Source organism: Chryseobacterium phosphatilyticum, from assembly GCF_002899825.2.
GTDB lineage: Bacteria > Bacteroidota > Bacteroidia > Flavobacteriales > Weeksellaceae > Chryseobacterium > Chryseobacterium phosphatilyticum.
In genome coordinates this window covers 320,734-343,847 of the sequence record NZ_PPED02000001.1, presented here as the reverse complement: position 1 = coordinate 343,847, position 23,114 = coordinate 320,734, and the positions used below count along the sequence as shown (strand labels likewise).

The window sequence follows — 23,114 nt, the reverse complement described above, 5'->3', positions numbered from 1 at the left end:
CACCAATGGAAAATTCACAAGAAAATAACTCAAAGCTTAAAAAGTGGTTCAAGCGTGTAGGATGGGCAGGATTGGCTTTCTTTACCATTAAAGGCTTGGTTTGGCTCGTAATATTCTACTTTGGAGCAGATACCCTTCAAAGTTGTATGAAATAAAAAAGCAGAGAAATTTTCTCTGCTTTTCTTTTTGTTAGATGATTTAATTCTGCTATTCTTTGATGATTTTTACAGTCTTCGCTTCATTTCTGGTTTTAATTTTTACCAGATAAGTACCAGGAAGTAATTCCGAAAAATTAACTTTTAGATGGAAATTATTCACATCAATATAATCTCTAATCTTTTTACCACTCATTTCAAATACTTCAACTTTTTCAATGGTTGAATCTAAAGAAATGGTAAGTACATCTCTTACAGGATTAGGATAAAAGCTTATTGTATTCTCTTTCTTAGGCAAATCTGCTGTGCCAAGTACAGAGTCTGCACAGTAGCCGGAAACGATTGCCAGAGGATAATGCTTCCCGCTTGAGAAGTTACTTCCAAACTCTCCGCAACACTGATCTCCTGTTACCCACATGGTATTATCATTTTTTTCAGCGTAAGTCGCAGCATATCCCGGATAAATATTTTTCCAGTCAGAATCCAGACCAATCCTCACCGGAGTCTTATAACTGGGTGTTCCGTGATACCCACCTAATTGTGACAATCCGTTTGAACCCCACCCCCATAAGGTGTTATCATATTTCAAAGCTACCACCTGATAGGAGCCTGCTTTTACAGATTTCCAATTATTGTCGGTTCCTACCTGGATAGGGGTATATATCTGAGCGCCCCATCCGCCATTTCCTATTTGTCCGCCATAATTATCACCCCATGCCCAAATGGTGTTATCATTTTTTATACCATAAGAACTTATATATCCTACCGATATGTCTCTCCAGTTTGTGTCTGTACCGATCTGCTTTGGAATTTTCACAAAAGTGTTCCCTGTACCAACCTGCCCTGCTGAATTGGATCCCCAACCCCAGATACTTCCATTATTTTTAAGTGCAATTACATGACTTCCTCCTCCTGAAAGTTTCTTCCAATCTGTATCTGTACCTACTCTGTTAGGAACTTTTCTGTCTGCACCATCACCTAATCCCAAACTGTAATTGGCATTAATTCCCCATGCCCAAAGCTCACCGTTTGTATTAATGGCAAAAGAAGAATATTCGGTGGTCATTACAAAAATCCAGTTATTGCTTGTTCCAATTTGTACAGGAGCAAGCTTCTTTGTATTTGTTCCATCACCAACCTGTCCGTAATTATTTAATCCCCACGCCCAGAGTGTACCGTCAGATTTAATGGCTAATGTATGATATCTTCCCAGAGAAAAACTCTTCCAGGTATCTGAAGTAATTTGTTTTGGGAAATAAGATGAATTTGGTGTATTATTTCCTAGCCCTCCATCACTGTTTTCTCCCCATGTCCAAAGTGTACCATCAGATTTTATACCTGCTGTGTATCTACCTATTTTTGAAGGACTAAATTCTTTAAAGCATTGTGATGAATATAACTGCCCAAGAATGGCAGTTAAGGTTATTAGTGTTTTTTTCAAAATATTTTTTTGCAAAGATAAATGTTAAAGATTGAAAATGTGCAAACATTTAAAATATGGTTGTAAGAAAAGGCTTTTTGAGCTATTTTAACATAACAATAATCCGTCTCAATTTTATTATTTGAGACGGATTAGTTGTTGAGACAAGTTCGTAATGATTTATTCTTTTTTCTTTCTCCCGGAATTGACCAGACTTTGATGCAGCAAATATTCAATCTGCCCGTTCACACTCCTGAACTCATCATTCGCCCATTTTTCAAGGAGTTTATAAGTAGACTCATCTATTCTTATCACAAAAGATTTTTTGCTTTTGTTTTCTGAAGAGTTCTGAGCTTTTTCTGATTTCATTTTCCTGTTTTTAACAAAATGGTTTGAAAATTTTATTTCTTAATTGTATAAAGTTCCAGCATTCAGGATGGGAGTTGCCGCTTTTTCACCACAAAGAACCACCATTAAATTGCTTACCATAGCGGCTTTTCTTTCGTCATCAAGCTCAACAATATTCTCTTCTGAAAGCTTTTTTAACGCCAGATCTACCATACCTACTGCTCCTTCCACAATCTTTGTTCTTGCGGCAACAATTGCTGTTGCCTGCTGTCTTTGAAGCATTGCTCCAGCTATTTCCGATGCATAAGCAAGGTGAGAAATTCTTGCTTCCTGAATAACAATGCCCGCTTTGGAAAGACGGTCTGTAAGTTCCTGCTCCAGAATAGAATTAATCTTATCACCACCTTCTCTCAAAGTGATAGGAGCATGATCATCTTCTAAGTTATCATAGGGAAAACTCATGGCCAAATGTCGCACCGCTGCCTCACTCTGCATTCTTACAAAGTCTGAGTACCGTTCAACATCAAATGCGGCCTTATAAGTATCTCCTACTTTCCAAACCATTACAACAGCAATTTCAATAGGATTTCCCATTTTATCATTCACTTTCAAAGTCTGCCCCTGTAAGTTTTCTGAACGTAATGATATCTTTTGAGATGAATACAGAGGATTGATGAAAAACAATCCGTTCTCTTTAACTGAGCCCACATATTTCCCGAAAAAGTTCAGTACCCGGGAATGATTAGGTTGAATAATCATTAACCCCTTCAAAAAGAAACACGAAATCAAAAAACAAAACATCGCTAAAATGACATATACTAAACTTTGATCCACCCCGGAAATAAAGAAATATACGGATGCTACAAATAATGCAAGGCAAATAACTAATGTAAGATAGCCCGACATAGGTTTTAAGGTTTTTTCCATGATTTAATTTTATTTTGATATTATTTTGATATCATAAAGTTCGTGAAAAATTTTGAATTACAGATGAAAAAGTTTTGAGATCAGAGATATGGGGGTGAAGGTACGGGAAACCATAAGGAAGTTATCGGATGCCAAAATATTTTTGTGAAAATTAAAATTTAAGAACTATGAAAAAATTCATGCTCGCGGCTGCGATAGCTATTACAGGATTTACTTTTGGGCAAATCACACTGGATAAAAATTTCATTTCTGAAAATCTGCAAGTTTATACCAATGCAGATGAAACATTTTATTACTCCGTAGGACATACAATGAACGTGGTAAAGATTTACAAAGCAGACTACTCCCTTTACAAACAATTTAGTCCAACGGTGCCAACCGGATACAGTATGTTTGTAGATCAATACCATAATAATTTCATTCTATCCAAAAACATTTTTAATACTGACAATAAACTGGAATTAATTATAACTTTTGAAAAATACAATACAGTCACATATGAAAGAGAATACATTATAAAAATTTATAACGAAGACGGAAACATAATACGTGAGTTTGGTCCAAACTATAAGTTTACTGATGAATATGACATCAATATCTATCACGACAACACTTCCAATATCAACAAACTAAGATTATTCAATCAAAATACGAATTCGACGGAAATCTATAGTTTACCTACAACCTCACTTTCCACAAAAGAGGTTCAGTCAAAAACAAAACTTTCCGCTTTTCCCAATCCTGCGAGTAAGATTTTAAATATAACAAATCCAGAGAACGGGGCAAATAAAATAGAAATTTATGACAGTACAGGAAAAATTGTTTTAACACAAAACGTCAACGTATCGGACAGCAGAACTTCGATTAATATTGAAACCCTTCCTGTTGGAATTTATTTTTATCAGATAGGTGCGATGCGCTCAAAATTTATAAAGAACTAGCCCATTCCTGACTTGTATTTATAAAAAATCCCGGAAGTAAATTCCGGGATTTTAAGTAATATATTGGGAAAATTATTTCTTCGTTAATGCTTTAAATTTAAAGTAAGAAACTGCTGACAAGGTAATCATGGTTGCAATTCCGATGTATACCCATGCAGGTACCGGAACAGGGTCTCCGGCTGCGTAAGAGTGAAGCCCGCTCAGATAGTAATTTACCCCAAAATACGTCATTACCATTGAACAGAATGCAAACATTGTTGCTACATGGAATGCCCATCTGCTTCTCAATCCCGGTACTAATCTCATGTGTAATACGAAAGCATATACCATAATTGAAATGAAAGCCCATGTTTCTTTCGGGTCCCAGCTCCAGTATCTTCCCCATGATTCATTAGCCCAGATACCTCCTAAGAAGTTTCCTACGGTAAGAGCAAAAAGGCCAATAGTCAATGACATTTCAGAAACAATTACCAATTCTTTCAGCGTTGTATCGTGGTGAATTTTATAGGTTTCTTTATTTGAAATAATATAGAAAACAAGGGAAATCACAGCAATAATCATGGATAGAGCAAAGAAACCATAACTTGAGGTAATAATGGCCACGTGAACAATCAACCAGTAAGATTTCAATACAGGAACAAGCGGTGTAATCTGTGGATCAAGTGCTGAACCTCCATGTGCAAATCCCATCATGATTACAGCGACCATAAATCCGGCTGCAGGAATTAATGCATTAGAATTTCTGTACAGGAATAATCCGGCTGTAATCCCAACCCAGGAGATAAAAATAATTGCTTCATAACCGTTACTCCAAGGGGCATGACCTGAAATATACCATCTTGCAACAAGTCCCAGGAAGTGACAAATATACCCTATCAGACCAACAGCAATAATCGCTTTGATTATTTTGTTTAATACTTTGCTAGGTTTAAACAGTTCAATAAATCCTAAGATTAAAAGAAGTCCCCCTACAATGGTATAGAAGATTAATAATTTAAAATTAATATCTGCTTTATTCATGAAAACCTCAAGATCCACTTTAGATTTCGCCGGAACTACTGCTTTACCCCATTTTTGCTGATATTCTGAAAGTTTTGCCAATTCTGCATCTGCTTTACTCCAATTTCCGGTTTTCTGCGCAGTAAGGGCCTCTGCAAAATAAGGTCCCATTACCTGTTGAGATTCCATATCCGGTTCAAATTTCTGATCCAACCATGAATGCCATGTATGATTCGCATCATTTTTAACAGGAACGATTCTCATAAATTGTCCGCTGAAAAACTCATTGAAGATCTGTACTCTTTCGTTTACAGCAATTACTTCTTTATCATAATTTGTCTGCTCAGCAGGTTTTTTACGGAATGCCGTATTATAATCGTGTTCTAAAATATAAACCAGATTACCATTGGCATCTGCCGGGAAAAGATTCATCAGTGAAGTGTACCCTTCCTCATCTGCCTTTGTTTTATTTTTTAACTCGTCCCCACCTTTAGGTCCCACTTTAATCATTGGAACCATTGTCCAGCTCGGAGTATCCGTATTAATAGACAGGAACCATTGGTTCGCCGTAAGATATTTTCCGTCTGTTCCTTTGAATTTATCTTTCTTGTATAGTTTTCTTAAAACATCTAATGCTTCGGTATTAATAGGAACAATTCTTCCTTCAAAACTTTGAACTAAAAGATACCCGAATTTATCTGCATGCTCTTTATTGATTTTGTTTCTGGCAATAATTTCGTCAGGTGAGATAGACCTCATTTTTGCCATTGGAGTTGCCAATGAATTTTGCTTTGGAGCAGCCCCATCAAGCGGCTGTACATCTGTTGGTTGTGCATGTGTGTGCCCGTCTCCTTCCACGTGGATGTGCTCTCTGCTTCCGTCTGTGGTCCCATGAGTTTCAATTTTCTGTGCATTTAAGCCTAAACTTAAAAACACTAAAAGTACAGCTGCTGCTTTAGCCTTTTTCTTGCTGGCATCAACAAGCATTTTATTTAATTTCCAGAAGTGGGTTCCTTTCCAGAAGAAGATAATAAACATTCCCAGGAATAGCATAGCATATCCGATATAAGAAATTAATGTTCCCCAATAATCGTGGTTTACAGAAAGTACGGTTCCCATTCTGTCCGGATCAAAACTTGACTGGAAAAAACGGTATCCTTTATGATTCAGAACGTGATTCATATAAATTTTGTAAGGGGTTTCTTTTCCCTCGTCAATAATTTTAACGTGGCTTTCGTATGCACTCGGAGATGAACTTCCGGGATAAGTTTCCATCACGAAGTCATCAAGTTTTAATGCGAAAGGAGTATTATACACTTTAGGTCCGAAACCAATCATCATGTTTAAACCATCCATGGTCACCTGTTTGTAGGCATTTGGATTTCCTTTTTCAACAGAAAGATCAACAAGTCGCTTTGTTTTTGGTCCCTGTACCTCAATCTGAAGCATGTCAGGAACATTGGCATCCTTCTTTCTATCACCTTCAATAGCGATCAGTCTTCCTTTTTTAAGACCTTCCGGTACAACAAGCTTTAGTTCATTAATCGTATATAAACTTCTTAATGCCAAAGGTTGAAATTCATCTTTTGTTGTAGTACCGGTAGCCTGAGTTGCCATCGTCATGTAATTTGCATCAACAGGAGTTTTGATAAATAATTTCCCCCCTTCGTTTTTAAATTCAACAGCGCCTTCAATAGCTCTGTTGAAAGTCACCAAAGTTCCGTTGACCGATTTTGTTTCTCCCGGCTTGATGTAAATATTCTGTCTTCCGGCACTTCCCGTAGAAACCAGGTGAAGATATTCAGCACCGTTTGGCTCAGCGACAAGGCTGTCTTTTTTTCTTTGAATATATTCCTTTGCAGCAATCTTCACTTCTTTTCCGTGGAAGTCGTAAGTTGCGTTGAAATCTTTGTGTAACGGAGACATCAAATAAGGAACGTCCTGATAATTCAGCACATCTCCTTTTTCCTCGATCTGGATTTTAAAGAAATTTTTATCCGTTACAATTTCGTTGGAGGTTTCTCCCTCTCTAATGTGCATTTGTCCCTCAAAACTAATGTATCTGGTAATAGCACCACCAACAAAAATGAATACAAAGGCAAGGTGAAAAACCAAAACGGGCCATTTTTCCTTTTTCCATAGTCTGTATCTTCCGATGTTTCCTATGAAGTTAAGAATGAGCAGGACCATGATTAATTCAAACCATTTTGCTTCATAAATTAATGCTTTTGCTGTAGGAGTTCCGTAGTCGTTTTCTAAGAACGTTGCATAAGCCATTGCAAATGCGTACACCAGCAACAATACAGCCATTGTTCTGGTTGAGATAAGAATATCTTGGAGCTTCTTCATGATTTATTGTACTTGACATGCAAAAATAAGGATGATAAAGCATAAAGAGCTTAAAAAAAGCTGTTTTTTGTCATTTTGGCCTGAGTTTTGCTTATTTTGAATCATTCTTAATAACAACAAAAATATTAAGGAAAATTCAATTCCTAAATCCGAAAAAATATAGATTCATTATGACTATGTTGGCGATTGAATTATTCTATACCAGAACTTTAACTTTTCGATAAAAAACTAAAAACAAGTAAGTTAAAAAAACATGTATTTATTTGAATTCCCAAGATTACTATAAAGTCATTTTACCAATTCATTGAGGTAACTTATTTATACTTAAAAATTAATCATTCTATCGGTATTCTAGTAAAAGATCAGACATGATTTTTACTATAGTTTTTTTCTGATTTTGCTTAAGAATTCATGGGTAATTCCCAAGTAAGAAGCAACTTGTTGCTGAGTCAGCCTTTGTTCCAGCCCGGGATATTTTTCTAAAAACTCCAGATAACGCTTATCAGCGGTCTTTCCGGTTAAAGAAAGAATTCTTCTTTGCAATGCAACAGATGAATGCTGATTCATCATTCTGAAAAGCCTTTCTACCTGCGGCATCGTTTCATACAAAAGATCTTTATCTTTTTTTGAAATCATCAGCACTTCACTATCCTCAATGGCTTCAATATTCAATATCGACGGAATATGATTGATCAGACTGTCAAGATCTGTAATCCACCATCCTTCTACAGCAAAATACAAGGTTTGTTCAAAACCTTTTTCATTGAGATAATATATTTTAAAACACCCATTCACGACAAAACCTTCAAAAGAACAATACTCTCCTTCTCTCAGGACCACATCCTTCTTCTTGTATTTTTCAGATTGAAAATACCGGGCAAACCGCTTGAATTCCTCTTCGGAAAGATTAACATGTCTGCTTATATTTTTGTAAAGTGAGTCGAACATATATGGGTTTAAAGAAAATAAAGATATCATTATTCATGATACCTTTATTCTCAATGATTATTTTTCCTTCAAAAACTCTTCAACATTGACAATACCGGCGTAAAGATTACCCAATGCAGATATTCCTGCCAGAAATGACTTTTGCACCTCCTCCGCTGGTACGACTTCACCATTCAAATTTCTGTCCCTGGTTGCTGTAGCGTTTCCGATTATAGTATTATTAAAACCTAAATCGAAAGCCGCCCTCGTGGTAGAATCTACACAAACATCCGTCATCATTCCTGTAATCACCAGATTTTTAATATTTCCTGAACGGAGATATGACAAGAGATCAGTTTCCCTGAAACTGTTTGGGAAGTGTTTGATAATAATTTTTTCATTTTTTTGGGGTGAAACGAAAGAACTGATTTCTACTCCTGAAGTATTAGGGAGAAAAAAAGTGGCCCCTTCGTTCGTTGAAATATGCTTGATATGAATGACGGGAAGACTATATTTCCTAAAAAACTCCAAAATCTGTTTTGCATTTTCACCAGCCTGCTTTGCTCCTTTTAATTCCATTTTCCCTCCGGGAAAATAATCATTTTGTACGTCGATAATTAATAGTGCTGTATTTTCCATTTTTCTTTTTTGTTGAGCGTTCATCGTTACCATTGAAATTAAAACCAGGCTTAAAGTCAGCATACATTTACATCTGTTTTTCATTAATTAAATTTTATAGCACAAAATTATACCAGTTCTATTTCCCAACCTTTGAACTAGTTCAAAAAAATAAATATTACAGATTTGCCCGTCCGGGCATTTCAGGCTATACCAAATGAAATATTTCATCCCTATTCAACTCATATAAGAAAAGTAGCAGAATCCTCACATATACTACATTTATATGACAATCTTCACAGTAAAACATACATTATATACACATTTGAGAAGAGGCCAACCTTTCAATACAGAATATGAAATAGTTGTCAGTCAAAATATATCACACATGTATGACATATGTATGACATATGTATAAGCATGTTTTTAGAATAGTTTAATGATATTTTCTAAAATTTATGGTTGAAAACAGAAAAATACAAGCTATAAACACAAATTTCAAGCACAGAAAATCAACATTATTTTTATGATCCTCAATATCTACTCATAAGATTCACTGACAATTTCCATTCAAAACAAAAAAACATCTGTGACTTGAATAAAAGAAAGCCCAGCTTTTTTATCATAAGCGGTTACCACCTGTTTTTGTAGTAACAAAACTATCAAATAACACTCCAAAATATGAAGAACCTCTACACAAAGAATGAACTAAATCTACCTATACCTTTAGCTTCTGTTTTTTTACTAATGTCTGTTTCCATTCATGCAAATATTTACAGTTCCGGTAATATCAGATATCACAGTAATTACTTTCAACATAATCTGTTGATCAACCATTTCGATTCCTCTTTTAATATAATCAATAAGATTGCTGATTTTCCACTACCAGAACGTAAACAAAGTCCACCCGATACCATACAAGGCATGGTAACTGATGAGCAAGGTCAACCTGTTTCGGGTGTAAAGGTTATAATTAAAGGCACTCACAAAAGTACCACTACCGATTTCAGCGGAAAATTTAGAATTGAAGCAGCAGAAAATGATATTTTAATCTTAGAAATGATTGGCTACGAAAGATATGAAGCAGTTGTGGGACAATCTTCTTCTTTACAGATAAAGCTTAGGAAAGAAGAAGCGGTTAAAACCAAGGCTATAAATGAAGTAGTTGTGATAGGATATACTTCCCGGCAAAAGAAAAACGTTACCTCCGCGATATCAACTATTGATTCAAAAGAAATCACTCAATCTCCGGTAGCTAATTTATCCAACCTGATTGCAGGACGTCTTCCCGGTGTGGTAACCACACAACGATCTGGTGAACCGGGATACGACGGAGCCGGGATTAGCATCAGGGGCTTTGGAGCTCCTCTCGTTGTTGTAGATGGTATCCCTCAATCTTTTACCCAACTGGATCCCAATGAAATAGAATCTTTAACCGTATTGAAAGATGCGGCGGCGGCAGTGTATGGAGTAAGAGCGGCTAACGGAGTAATTTTGGTAACCACAAAAAGTGGATCAAGAGGAAAGCCAACCATAGAATACAGTATGTACTATGGAGTCCAGTCTCCCACACGTTATCCTAAAATGGCCAATGCTGCCGAATTCGTCTTACTTACCGATGAAGGAGAAATAAATAAAGGAGGTAAACCGGCCTATGGTAAAAGTGTTTATGAAGATTATCTTAATGGCAAAAGAAAAAGTTATGATTGGATTACTGCAGCTATCCGGGCAGACAGTCCGCAACAACAGCATAATATTACTGTAAACGGTGGAGGTGATCAGGTTAAATATTTTATGTCTGCTGGGTATCTTGGGCAGGACGGGATGTGGCGAAGTGGAGACACCCAATTTCAGCGTTATAATTTCAGATCAAAAGTTGAAGGAAAAATAACAGATAACCTGACGGTAGGAATGAATGTTTCCGGAAGAATGGAACAACGGGACTTTCCGGGAGCCGGTGCAGCAACAATGATAGGCGGACTTCTACGAACCTATCCTATTTTTAGTCCTTATGCAAATGACAATCCTCAATATCCGGCAGAGACGAATCAGTCTCAACAAAATACGATAGCATTGATGAACAAAAACATATCCGGATATACCAATGATACTAAAAATTTTTTCAACGGAATCATCAACTTTACATACAATGCTCCATTTCTTCCGGGATTGTATGTAAATGGTCAGTATTCTTATATCAAACAATATCAGCAGGTAAAAAACTGGCGTCCTACATATATGCTATACAAATATAATCCGGCAACAAATACCTATACACAGGGCTATATAGGAAATTCTCCTACTACTCTTCAACATGATTTCAATGAAGAAACGGATAGGGTTTCCAGCTTATCCCTGGGCTATAAAAGAAAGTTTGCCGAAAGACATAATGTAGAAAGTATTTTAGTTTATGAGGAACGGGTCAATAAAGGAAATAATTTCTGGGCTTTCCGTGAATTTTTACTGAACAGTAAAGACTATCTATTTGCAGGAGTAGACAACAATAAAAATAACAACGGAAAAGCTTTTGAGTTTGCAAGCCGAAGTTTTGCCGGTCGGGCGTATTACGACTTTAAAAACAGATATATTGCGGAATTAATTTTCAGATACGACGGGTCATCCCGTTTTCCTAAAAATTCAAGATGGGGGTTCTTCCCTGCTGTAAGTGCCGGGTGGCGTATTTCCGATGAGCCTTTTTTTGAGAAAATGGGTTTAAAGAAGTACATCACTGATCTGAAATTTACCGGATCCTGGGGCAAAGTTGGAGACGACGGTTGGAATGATATCAATAACAGAGATTCTTCTAACTGGCAATATATACCGGGATATACTTATCCCTCCGGAAACTACATTTTTGGAAATAATCCGATTCCCGGACTTAGTGACAAAGGAATTATAAATCAATATATCACCTGGTTTACTTCAACAACCACCAACATAGGAATGGTTCTTAATGTTCGTAATGGATTATTTACAGCAGAAACCAATTATTTCTTCAGAAAACGCACCGGGTTGTTTGCAACAAGAGCTTTATCTATCCCAAATACTTTTGGGGCAGAGCTACCCAAGGAAAATTTAAATAGTGACAATACCAGAGGTTTCGAAGTTATCCTTGGGCATCACAAAAAATATGGAGAATTAGATTTTGATATCAAGGGAAATGTAAGCTTTACAAGATCACGCTCAAAATATACTGAAGCTTCTCCCTATAATAATTCCTTTCAACAATGGAGAAATGATTATACCAACAGATGGACCAATATATGGTGGGGTTATAAATCTCTCGGACAATTCCAGAATCAGGATGAAATCAATGCCTGGGCAGTACAGGATGGTCAGGGCAACCGATCACTTCGACCAGGAGACATCAGATACGAAGATATAAATGGTGACGGGATTATTGACGGAAAAGATATACGCCCGATCGGCAGAGGAAGAGATCCGGAAATCATGTTTGGTTTGAATATCAATGTTGGCTGGAAAGGGTTCAATTTCTCGGTACTACTACAAGGAGCCGCTAATTTCAACCAATATTTTGAAGCCGAATATCAATCTCCATTTTTCAATGGCGCCAATTCTCTCGCTATGTTTATGGATCGGTGGCACAGACAAGATCCTTATGATCCAAACAGCCCATGGGTACCGGGTAAATATCCGGCAACCGTTCCAGGTGGATCCCCTAACAATCAAAAAACATCAGATTTCTGGCTTAAAGATGCTTCTTATTTACGGATGAAGAACATTCAACTCGCTTATACCTTTAAAAATACTATGTTACAATCAATTGGCGTAAGAACACTCAGAGTATATCTTAATGGATTTAACCTTATCACATGGGATAAAGTTAAATATCTGGACCCTGAAAACAGCAACAACAGAGGTCTCTATTATCCACAGCAAAGGGTAATTAATTTTGGACTAACAGCAACATTATAAGAAAATTGTTAAATACTACCAACACGATTATTATGAAAATATATACTACAATAACATTAGGAATAGCAGGAGCTTTATTTTTCATCAGCACTTCCTGTACTAAAGATTTTCTGGATCGAAGCCCCCTGGATATCATATCAGATAATGAGGTATGGAGCAACCCCTCTTCAATAGAAGCCAATTTGGTGACTCTCTATGATAATATGCAAACGGAGGACTTTAATTATACAGTAAATGATGAAGCAGGTTATTTAAGTCAGGCTACTGATGAAGCCCTCCGCTCTTATACTTGGGGAAGTTTTTCAACGCAAGCTATTATTCCTACCAATACGTATGGATGGTGGGGATATAAGGCAGTCAGACAGGTCAATTTATTTATACAAAAAATATCCACAAGCAACCTATCTGTGGAGCAAAAGACAAATTATCTCACAGAAGCCAGGTTTTTAAGAGCTTTTTATTATTTCTCAATAGTAAAACGGTATGGTGGAGTTCCTATTATTGATAAAGTTCAGGAATATTCCGGAGGAGATATTACTCCTCTACAGGTTTCCCGAAATACAGAGCAAGAAACCTACGATTTTATTTTGAAAGAACTTAATGAAATTATTCCTCTGTTACCAGTATCACAAAATGACAATAATCGTTTTCGTGCCACCCGCTGGGCAGCATTAGCATTGAAAAGCCGTGCGATGCTTTATGCAGGATCTATAGCAAAATATGCTTCCGTACAGATTAATGGATTGATTGGTATCCCAGGTTCCGAAGCCCAAAGATATTATACAGAGTCTCTCAAAGCCTCAAAGGAAATTATAGAATCTGGTAAATTCACTTTATACAATAAAACTCCTGATAAAGCAGAAAATTTCCAGCAACTTTTTCTCGATAAAGGCATGCACAGTGAGGCTATTTTTGTAAAAGCATTCAACTCACCGGACAAAACACATAGCTTTGATTACTATAATGCTCCCCAAAGTTTCAGAGTTGATTACGGAAACGTGACCAATCCCACAATCGATATGGTGGAAGCTTTCGAGTACATTGACGGCTCCCAAGGAACTTTAAAAATTAAAGACGCCAATGGAAATCTCATAAAATATAATAGTCCCACTGATCTTTTTACAGGAAAAGACCCTCGTTTCTTTGCTACCATACTCTATCCTATGGCTCCATGGCAAGGTAATATTGTGGAAATCAGACGCGGAATTATAGATAATGGTCAAAAAATAGAATCCGGTAAACTTACCGACATGTATGGTACTGGAACTAACGCGATCACTATTGTAGGAAAAGATGGACCTTTAACAACCTGGGATCCTACAAAAACGGGATTTTACATCAAAAAGTTCATGAATCCTTCTATCAGAGTTCCCTATGGAAGATCAGATACCAACTGGATGGTGTTCAGACTGGGAGAAACTTATCTTAATGCAGCTGAAGCAGCTTTTGAACTGGGAGACAGCGGACCGGCTTTAACCTATCTTAATAAAATCAGAAGCCGTGCGGGTATTGCAGAAAAAGTGTCGGTTGACATTGAGGTCATAAGACACGAACGTTTTGTAGAACTTGCATTTGAAAACCATCGTTTTTGGGATTTGCGCAGATGGAGAATAGGAACTTCAGTTATTAATAACCGTCAGTTTAAAGGCTTGTACCCCTATCTGAACTGGCAGGATAAAACCTACGTTTTTGAAGAAGTTGCTCTTTCCAGACCCAATAAAACCTATACAGAAAAATTATATTGGGAAGCTATTCCTGGTATATCTGCCAATCCTAATCTGATCCAGAATCCTTTATATTAATCCAATGATAAAAAATATGAAAAATAGATGCCCTATTCTCTGTTTAATAGTTTCCCTATTTATAATATTCTCATGTTCAGACCGTATTGATAATTACACAGCTCCGTCTTCTTCTTTTAGTGGAAGAATTATCGACAAGGAAACAGGAAAGCAGATACAAGGACAACAACCTGACGGAGCCAGGATCCGTATGTACGAAGGAGGAAAATTCAATGCAAAAGACCCGATAGATTTTTGGGTTATGCAGGAGGGTAATTTTGTTAACAAAGCACTATTTGATGGAACTTACAAAGTGATTGCTGAGGGGCCTTTTGAAAAATCGGATACTTTGTCCCTTCAATTACAAAATGCAGCAAAATATGATTTTAAAGTAATTCCTTTCCTAAACCTTACTATAGATATTTTGGAGAAAAAGGAAAGTTCAGTGGTTGTAAAATATAGAATCTCTCAATCTGCTGCAAAAAGAAAAATACAAAGAAGAGCTCTATTGATAAGTAACAGACCCTATGTTGATATTAATAATTACATTAACCAATCCCCTTTCATCAATACCAATGATATCTCGGATTCAGATCTTACCGAAAAAGATTTCATTACCGAGATCACAGGGTTATCAAAAGGAGTGCAATATTATATCCGATCTGGTGCCCGATGTAATAATTCAAACAGTTATTATAATTATTCCGAAATTCTTTCCTTTAGGTTATAAACTCTTAATTTATAACCTAAAGGAAAGAATAATTTATTCTGACATCTATTATTCATTTTGATAATAGTGAAACTATTTCCAATAGCTCCACTTCAAACCATCAAATACCGCCATACTTTTACTCGTGGTATCATAACAAATCATGCCCGGATATGGACTTTTTACATTCGTATGCGGAGTTGCAATTTTAGGAAGTACAAGTGCTTTATGGGAAGATTCCAAAACCAAAACACCTGATGCAGCAGTTGTATCAGATCCCATGATAATTCTGTTTTGTCCGGGAATCTCATTATTTGTATTGAAAACAACACCGGCAACGGAACCACTATCGCTCAAAGGTACCCAGGCAGACTCTATATTCATTTTAATGATCTGATCATTTTTATCCATTAAAAGAGTTCCTGCTACGGCATTGGATGGAAGCGTTTCTACAATAGGCAATAAAATCCCTTTTGTCGTATTGGCAGGAAAATCTAAAAGACCATCCCCATCAACCTGCTGCTTTTCAACAGCAATTTGTGCTGACAATAGTCCTATCTGAAATAATGTTATTATTATAATTACTTTTTTCATTTTTTATTTTTTAATTGTTACAAGATTTGGTAATGCAATTCCAACTTGTGCCATTGTACAATTTAAAACACTTATCTGATGTATCGTAAATCAACATCCCTTCAACCGGTAAAGCAATACTTGCCGATGTTGTTCTGGTAATGACCAATCCCTTATCTTTTGATTCTAAAGCCATAAATCCGTTCGGCACACTTCCCGGCCAACCATTCTGCACGTTGGTATACCCTGAAATTCCTATTTTAGTATAAGCATCCGGAGTTCCTGTTGCAGGATCTTTGGTGCAATATGTCTGAAGATTGATTCCAAAAGTAAAATACGCATTAGCCGGAAATGAATAATTAAATACTGCTTTACCATCTACGAAACTTGTTGCGGAAATCATTTTTACATTCTGTGTGAATCCTGGATCATCTGCAATCATCATAAATACCTTATCCGTTGAAACAATATCCATATATCTTGAAAAGTCTGTCTGCAGCCATACTGAACCTGTATCATTCGTTTTTTGTGCCAACCATGATCTTTGAATTATCTTTCCAACACCTGTTCCAAAATTTATCAAAGTAAGATCCTGAACATTATTATCTCCCATTACCAAAAAAGTTTTATCCTGAGAAAAAGCAGCTCTGCCCGGATTCGCATTAGATGAAATAAAATCATTCGTCGTCGCAACTGTAAGCATAATATTATTTTCTTCATTAATACTGCTACTTACTACCTGGCTCAGGACAGAGGTATCATCTTTTGCCATACCAAAAATATTATGGTTAAAAGCCGTATTAATAGCAGAATTCCAGGTAACTGACTGATCAGAGCCCAAATAGTTCTGCGGCTGTGATAAGGTGACCCCATATTTAATAGCCAGATAGGAATTTACTCTTTGTCTTTCCTCAGGAGTTTGGGTGTCCGAATACAAAATAAATTCTCCAATCCTGTCACCGGCAAGAGATGTCGATCCTGATCCTCCATCATTATCCATTAAAAGAACCAGCCCAGGATAATTTTTGGCAGAAGCAACACTGTTGGACGGCTCTCCATAAGCTAGACCGTTATTATCAAAAAAATATTTCATACTTCCCCCCACTTCTTTATTATAATAGGACTGGATGCTGGGAACATTACTTCCTACTGTACTGATGGTCTCTGTTCCAAAATATACATCCCCATATTCCTTTTCATTGTAAAATTCAGGACGATTTGTTTGGGTTCCAAAAAATGGAGATTGCCAGATTCCGGCAATTTCAGAAGTATTAGAACTTTGAGCAGTACCATTCATTACAAAGACTGTTCTGTAAACAGTGGGTGCCGTTCTGGAAAGATGTGTATATGAAGTGAGAGATGTAGTGGTATTATCCGGAAAACCTGAAGGGAATTTATACCCTGATCTGTATCCGTCTGTACTAACAATCTGAATGGCGGGATTAAAATTAAAGCTAGGAATAGATGTTGCCGCACGGTAAATAGGCCTTGCCCCAACACCAGGATCGGCATAGTAGCCAGGCATTCCCTGATTGGCGACCCCATTTACTCCACCGACTTTTTGATTCTCCCAGATGGAGACTTGTGTATTATCTGTTGTTGTGCCGGTACCTGCGTCTGCTTTTACCCAAATCTGGAGATTACTGGAAACACCACCCGGAGATTGTGCCCATAGCGTACAGCCACCCAACAAGAATACAAAGAATAACTGCTTTTTCATTCGTGTATCTTTTAAGGTTTGTATTTATTTAAAAAAATTAGTAAATCTGCAAAAATTGTACTAATTAATTGGGAATAGTAGGGATATGGAAAATAAATAAAAGCAAAATTTAAAAACGGTCTCTTATTAAACCTGTTAAGCATAGTTCATAATATTTGTTAGAATATCTAGGAAAACCAGCTCATAAATTTTAAATTTTTTGGATATTTACAGCAAATGTATAATATATTTTTTTTATGGAATTATAATGATTTATTTGAATTTGTTAAAATTTTTCATCTCTTAATGAAAAACACCATATATTCAATAACGAAAACAAATATATTTTTTATAATATTAACTTTTTTATCATAAATTATTATTTTTTTGAATTATTATATGTTTTGAATAGAAGTTTATTCCCTGCTCAAAGCCATATCATTAAGAAAGGGCCAGTAGTTAATATAATTTAACAGATCTGAATTTGGAAAAACAAAAAAAAATACCTTATTTTATTACAATTAACAGGGGTAAATACTCTTTTCATCAAACCTAAACAATCACAGTAAAATCGGGAATTGCAAAATGTTTTTTGAAGAAAAAAGATTCTTTTAGTATTGAAAAAACATTAAATTTGCGACATTGATATTATGGACAAAAAGACACAAAAAAAACAGACTGAAACACCGGAATCAGGCCGGATTTTATCTAAGCCACGTATATTTTTGGGGCTTAGCCTTATACTTTTCTCTATCGTTTTAGCACTATCATTCATTTCTTATTTAATGAACTGGAAGGCAGACCAAAGCCAGGCAGGTACTATGCTTGATAAAACGATAAAATCTTCTAATATTTTTGGTAAAGCGGGCGATTGGTTTGGCAATATCTTTATTTTTGAAAGTATTGGTATTGCCTCATTCATTATTGCATTTTTATTCTTTGTAGTAGGAACATTAATCCTCAAAAAGAAAATATTCAAACCCTGGAAGACTATAGGTCATTCATTATTTTTTATCTGTTGGGTGCCTATTTTTATGGGAGCACTCACCAAAGGGCAAGGGGTTCTAGGGGGTGTTTACGGATATCAGATCATGGATTATCTGAATTCTATTATCGGAACTGTAGGATTATGGACTGTATTGGTGGCAAGTATTCTTTTGTACTTTATTTTAGAATTTAACCTTCGACCAAGTTCTATTAAAGCCAAACTGAATAAAATTAATGAAAATACCATCGGGAAAGTAAAATCCATGATGCCGGACTCGGATGAGGATTTTGTGGCTGACGAGGAGTTAAAAGAAGAACCTGAAGAAGAACTGTCTAATATTACTGTAAGTGATGCATCCGATAATACTCTTAATAATAAAATCAAAGAACAAGAGCATGTAAACATCCCAAAGGGATTTCCGGAAATTCCGGTCTCTACTAACATAGAAACCATCAATACTCCCAATCACACGTCTTTTGATAATGAACCTAAAGAAGTTTCGCAGCCGGTTAGCCTGAACATTGTGACAAAACCTGTGGTTCCGGTTTCGACTCCCGAAGAGGCTTTTGATATCAGGCCTTCTACTCCATCTCCTACGAATACAGGGATCAATATATCTTCTCAGGAAAATATTAAATTTAATGTAGAAGTAGCTCCTGTCATTGATGTTTTAGATGATTCTGACAAAAAATCTCAGGAACTGATTGAAAAACATGGTTTATATGATCATAAGCTAGATTTGGCCAACTTCCAGATGCCACCAGTTGATCTGTTAAAAGATTATGGAAGTGAAGAAATTTCTATTAATCAGGAAGAACTTGAAGAAAATAAAAATAAGATCGTTGGCCTTTTAAAGAATTTCAACGTAGGCATTGCCGAGATCAAAGCGACCATCGGGCCAACTGTTACTTTATACGAAATTGTTCCGGAAGCAGGAATCAGAGTTGCAGCTATTAAGAAGCTGCAGGACGATATTGCTTTGAACCTTTCTGCTTTAGGAATCAGGATTATTGCACCAATGCCTGGTAAAGGAACAATCGGTATTGAAGTGCCAAGAAAAAATCCGACAATGGTTTCTATGCGTTCTGTAATTGGTTCGCATAAATTCCAGAATACAGACATGGATCTTCCGGTGGTTTTCGGAAAAACAATTTCCAACGAAATTTTCATGGCTGACCTTTCAAAAATGCCTCACTTGCTAATGGCGGGTGCAACAGGACAAGGGAAGTCTGTAGGAATTAATGCTATTTTAACGTCACTTCTTTATAAAAAGCATCCTAGTGAGCTGAAGTTTGTAATGGTTGACCCTAAGAAAGTAGAACTTTCATTATATTCCAAAATAGAAAGACATTACCTGGCTAAACTCCCTGATGCGGAGGAAGCTATCATCACGGATACCAATAAAGTAATCAATACATTGAATTCTCTTTGTATTGAGATGGACACAAGATATGATCTTCTTAAGAATGCATTTTGTAAAAACTTAAAAGAATACAATAAGAAGTTTGCAGAAAGAAAATTAAATCCCGAAAACGGACACCGCTTCTTACCTTATATTGTATTGGTAGTAGACGAATTTGCCGATTTGATTATGACTGCCGGAAAAGAAGTTGAATTACCAATTGCCAGATTGGCCCAGCTTGCCAGAGCCGTAGGTATCCACCTTATTGTAGCTACTCAGAGACCCTCTGTAAATGTAATTACAGGTATGATCAAAGCTAACTTCCCTGCAAGAGCAGCTTTCAGAGTAATCTCGAGTGTAGACTCAAGAACTATTCTCGATTCTCCGGGAGCTGATCAATTGATTGGTAAGGGAGATATGTTATACTTTAATGGTAATGAAATTTTACGACTTCAGTGCGCTTTCGTAGATACTCCGGAAGTTGAAAGGCTTGCTGAATATATCGGAGAACAAAAAGGATATGCCTCAGCATTCATACTTCCTGAATACGTTTCTGAAGATTCCAACAGCAGCAGTGCGGGAACTTTTGATCCTAATGAAAAGGATGCGTTATTTGAAGATGCTGCAAGAATTATTGTTTCTACCCAACAAGGTTCCACTTCCATGCTTCAGAGACAATTGAAGCTTGGATACAACAGAGCGGGAAGAATTATGGATCAGCTCGAAGCAAGTGGTATAGTAGGAGGTTTCAACGGTGCAAAAGCCAGAGAGGTTCTGATCAGTGACCTTCATTCTTTGGAGCAGTTTCTGGAAGATTTAAGAAATTAAGCTGAATCTTATATTAACATGTTCACAGAAAATGATATACTATATTTTCTGTCTGCAAATAAAACCATAAAGGATTAATGCTCTCAATCCTTTGGAACAGTTTTTGAAAGATTTGCGTCAATAAAGGAAAAATGTACCTCATTTTATTCCTTTAGAGCTTAAAAATGTTTAAAAGATTATTAAATAAAAAATGAAAAATATTATTTCAAAAGTTATATTAGGAAGTTTCGTTGTAGGTGCAGTGGGTATGGCTAATGCTCAGAAGATTGATGCAAAGGCCAAGAAAATATTGGATGATATTACAGCCAACTATAATTCTAAAAAGAATTCTTACTTCAAATTTTCTTTTGGAAGCGGTCTGAACGAGCAGGTAACGAAAACAGAGCCCGGTATATACTATTCTTCCGGAGATAAATACAAATTGAAGATCATGGAAACGGAACAGATCTTTGATGGGAATAAGATCTACAACATCAATGCTGAAGATATGGAAGTAACGATTGCTAAACCAAACGGAAGCAGTGCCCTCTTCTCCCCTATCAACTATCTTTCTACTTACAGAAATGATTATAACGTGACCTATAATGGTAAAAAAACGGTAAACGGTGTCAATGCTGATTTTATCAAACTTACCCCGGTAAAAGCAAACGGAATAAAGTACGTTTATATTTTTATAGACTCAGCGAAAAAGCAAATGGTAAAACTTGAACAGCATGGAAGCAATAAGGATGTTGCTGTAATTGCTATTAAAGAATATAAGGAGAATCAGGATCTGGATCCTAACATGTTTGTTTTTGATAAAAATAAGTTTAAAAACTATGTGATTACCGAGCTTTAAAAAGCTGACACTAAAACTGCTATTGGTAATTTTACCTTTGTGCAATTTTGCTTTAGAAAAAAAATAACAAAATATAAGAAGCCACAAGTAAACTTTGTGGCTTTTTGATTAATTTTGGCGCATGTTAAAAATACTAGACCGATATATTATAAAAACCTTCTTTGGACCGTTTTTCTTTATATTCAGCGTATTGTTTTTCATTTTTATTGTAAACATTATCTGGGTTCAATTGGGGCAATTTATGGGAAAGGGATTAAGCTACTGGCAAATCCTGAAACTTCTTTTTTACCTTGGGGTAAATGTTATTAGTATGGTTCTTCCACTTACCATTCTTTTGGCAAGCATCATGTCTTTTGGAGAATTTGGGGAACGTTATGAGCTTGCAGCAATGAAGGCCGCGGGAATTCCCCTGACCAGGGTAATGACCCCTTTATTGGGAATTGCAGGTATCCTGGCGATTATGCTTTTCTTTTTCTCCAATAACATCATTCCTGATTTTCAGAAAAAAGCAAAAAACATGCTTTTCAATATAGCCCAGACTAAACCCGCCATCAACTTTACTCCAGGCCAGTTTATTGATCAGATTCCCGGATACATGGTAAAATTTGATAAAATTTATGGAGAAAACGGTGAAAATATTGAAGGGGTTTTTGTTCATAAAAAGGCAAGTTCTTATGAAAACCAACAATCTGTAGTAGCAGAAAAAGGAAAGTTTGTCCCTGCTGCCAATAAAAATTACCTGAAACTGGTTTTGTTTAACGGGTATATATTTGAAGATAACTTTGCAGGAAGAGGTGATCTCGTCAAACAAAAACAACCGGATCAGGCCATTAAATTTGACACATTAGTCTCTCATTTTAATATCAGTGAGATTATTAATAAAGCTATCGAAGAAGAGAAAATTACAGATGATTACCGCTTCCAAACCTATAATCAACTGAATCAAACCATCGCTACCAGTAAAAAGGAAAACGAATTGTTTTTTACCAACGTCGGAAACGATGTTTTAAACCAGACCAATTCAGTGATCAGTTATATGGATAAGGGTAACAAGCCTAAAATAGCCCCAAAATCTCAGATAAAACTGGATACTATAAAAGGGAATAAAAAACTGGATATTATCTACAATTCCTACAACAGACTGGATAATTTGAAAACGACATTGGAATCAAAGAAAAATGAATTCAGCACCAATGTAAAGTATTTCAGTAAAATTGTTATTTATCAGCAAAGAATTGTTTCTTATTCTATAACCTGCATTATCTTTTTCCTGATCGGAGCCAGTTTAGGATCTATTATCAGAAAAGGAGGTATGGGACTTCCGGTGATCATTGCTATTGTCATTTTCATTGTATTTTATGTATTGAACGTAGGGGTGGAAAATATGTCGTGGAGTGGAAAAATGAATCCATATCTGGCTGCATGGCTTCCTAATCTTATTCTTCTGCCGTTTGGCGTTTGGATGACCTTTAAAGCCCTTACAGACTCTCAATTATTTGATGCGGAAAAATACAAAGTATTCTTTAAACCCATCATCAGGTTGTTCGTCAAGAGTAAAGAACATCAGAGATATCAATAATAATTATAATAATAAAAAGATCCGGAGTTTTTCGGATCTTTTTTATGTATTTTAATTAAAAATTTATAATTAATACATTTTTTAATAGAAAAAATTA

General features: G+C 36.1%; 16 protein-coding genes. 8 read left to right on the top strand and 8 right to left on the bottom strand.

The genetic code is table 11. From position 1 onward, the window contains the following. Positions 1-5: 5 nt before the first annotated feature. Positions 6-155 (top strand): hypothetical protein, encoded by a 150-nt coding sequence (locus C1631_RS23910; protein ID WP_165828215.1) that lies wholly within the window; start codon positions 6-8, stop codon positions 153-155. A 52-nt stretch (positions 156-207) separates the two neighbouring features. Here C1631_RS23910 and C1631_RS01530 read toward each other — a convergent pair whose 3' ends face one another. From C1631_RS01530 to C1631_RS01520, 3 genes are all read right to left on the bottom strand, one after another. Beyond that, complete coding sequence (locus tag C1631_RS01530; protein WP_165828214.1) at positions 208-1,596, bottom strand: T9SS type A sorting domain-containing protein; 1,389 nt, start codon at positions 1,594-1,596, stop codon at positions 208-210. A gap of 159 nt (positions 1,597-1,755) precedes the next feature. Next, on the bottom strand, positions 1,756-1,944 hold the full coding sequence (locus C1631_RS01525) for a type II toxin-antitoxin system antitoxin (RefSeq protein WP_103250095.1): 189 nt from the start codon (positions 1,942-1,944) through the stop codon (positions 1,756-1,758). Positions 1,945-1,983: 39 nt separating this feature from the next. Next, positions 1,984-2,850, bottom strand: a complete 867-nt coding sequence (locus C1631_RS01520) for an SPFH domain-containing protein (protein WP_109709967.1) — start codon at positions 2,848-2,850, stop codon at positions 1,984-1,986. A gap of 167 nt (positions 2,851-3,017) precedes the next feature. Here C1631_RS01520 and C1631_RS01515 point away from each other — a divergent pair, with 167 nt between their 5' ends. Beyond that, positions 3,018-3,791, top strand: a complete 774-nt coding sequence (locus C1631_RS01515) for a T9SS type A sorting domain-containing protein (protein WP_109709966.1) — start codon at positions 3,018-3,020, stop codon at positions 3,789-3,791. Positions 3,792-3,863: 72 nt separating this feature from the next. On the opposite strand, the gene C1631_RS01510 is transcribed toward C1631_RS01515, so the two are convergent. The 3 genes from C1631_RS01510 to C1631_RS01500 all read right to left on the bottom strand — a co-directional run bounded on the left by C1631_RS01510 (position 3,864) and on the right by C1631_RS01500 (position 8,789). After that, on the bottom strand, positions 3,864-7,139 hold the full coding sequence (locus C1631_RS01510) for a cytochrome c biogenesis protein CcsA (RefSeq protein WP_109709964.1): 3,276 nt from the start codon (positions 7,137-7,139) through the stop codon (positions 3,864-3,866). Positions 7,140-7,517: 378 nt separating this feature from the next. Continuing rightward, positions 7,518-8,087 (bottom strand): Crp/Fnr family transcriptional regulator, encoded by a 570-nt coding sequence (locus C1631_RS01505; protein ID WP_103248757.1) that lies wholly within the window; start codon positions 8,085-8,087, stop codon positions 7,518-7,520. 57 nt (positions 8,088-8,144) lie between these two features. Continuing rightward, the gene (locus tag C1631_RS01500; protein WP_109709962.1) at positions 8,145-8,789 is read right to left on the bottom strand and encodes a cysteine hydrolase family protein; all 645 of its coding nucleotides are present in this window, start codon (positions 8,787-8,789) and stop codon (positions 8,145-8,147) included. Positions 8,790-9,365: 576 nt separating this feature from the next. On the opposite strand from C1631_RS01500, the gene C1631_RS01495 reads away from it, so the two are divergent. The 3 genes from C1631_RS01495 to C1631_RS01485 are packed head-to-tail and all read left to right on the top strand — an operon-like array spanning position 9,366 to position 15,131. Next, positions 9,366-12,620: a SusC/RagA family TonB-linked outer membrane protein gene (locus C1631_RS01495; RefSeq protein WP_109709960.1), complete on the top strand. Its 3,255-nt coding sequence runs from the start codon at positions 9,366-9,368 to the stop codon at positions 12,618-12,620. Positions 12,621-12,652: 32 nt separating this feature from the next. After that, complete coding sequence (locus C1631_RS01490; RefSeq protein WP_109709959.1) at positions 12,653-14,422, top strand: RagB/SusD family nutrient uptake outer membrane protein; 1,770 nt, start codon at positions 12,653-12,655, stop codon at positions 14,420-14,422. A 16-nt stretch (positions 14,423-14,438) separates the two neighbouring features. Then, positions 14,439-15,131, top strand: coding sequence for a DUF3823 domain-containing protein (locus tag C1631_RS01485; protein ID WP_165828213.1), 693 nt, complete (start codon positions 14,439-14,441; stop codon positions 15,129-15,131). 72 nt (positions 15,132-15,203) lie between these two features. Here the strand turns inward: C1631_RS01485 and C1631_RS01480 are convergent, their stop codons facing one another. After that, a complete protein-coding gene (locus C1631_RS01480) occupies positions 15,204-15,704 on the bottom strand; it encodes a phage tail-like protein (protein WP_109709955.1) in 501 nt (166 codons plus the stop codon). 10 nt (positions 15,705-15,714) lie between these two features. Beyond that, positions 15,715-17,403 carry a DUF8202 domain-containing protein gene (locus tag C1631_RS01475; RefSeq protein ID WP_109709953.1) on the bottom strand — a complete coding sequence of 563 codons (1,689 nt, stop codon included), beginning with the start codon at positions 17,401-17,403 and terminating at the stop codon, positions 15,715-15,717. A 629-nt stretch (positions 17,404-18,032) separates the two neighbouring features. Between C1631_RS01475 and C1631_RS01470 the strand changes: the two genes are divergently transcribed. The 3 genes from C1631_RS01470 (at position 18,033) to C1631_RS01460 (ending at position 23,017) form a co-directional block, all read left to right on the top strand. Continuing rightward, on the top strand, positions 18,033-20,600 hold the full coding sequence (locus C1631_RS01470; RefSeq protein ID WP_109709951.1) for an FtsK/SpoIIIE family DNA translocase: 2,568 nt from the start codon (positions 18,033-18,035) through the stop codon (positions 20,598-20,600). A 190-nt stretch (positions 20,601-20,790) separates the two neighbouring features. Further along, the gene (gene lolA1, locus C1631_RS01465; protein WP_109709949.1) at positions 20,791-21,438 is read left to right on the top strand and encodes an outer membrane lipoprotein periplasmic chaperone LolA1; all 648 of its coding nucleotides are present in this window, start codon (positions 20,791-20,793) and stop codon (positions 21,436-21,438) included. 121 nt (positions 21,439-21,559) lie between these two features. Further along, positions 21,560-23,017 (top strand): LptF/LptG family permease, encoded by a 1,458-nt coding sequence (locus C1631_RS01460; protein ID WP_109709947.1) that lies wholly within the window; start codon positions 21,560-21,562, stop codon positions 23,015-23,017. Positions 23,018-23,114: the final 97 nt, after the last annotated feature.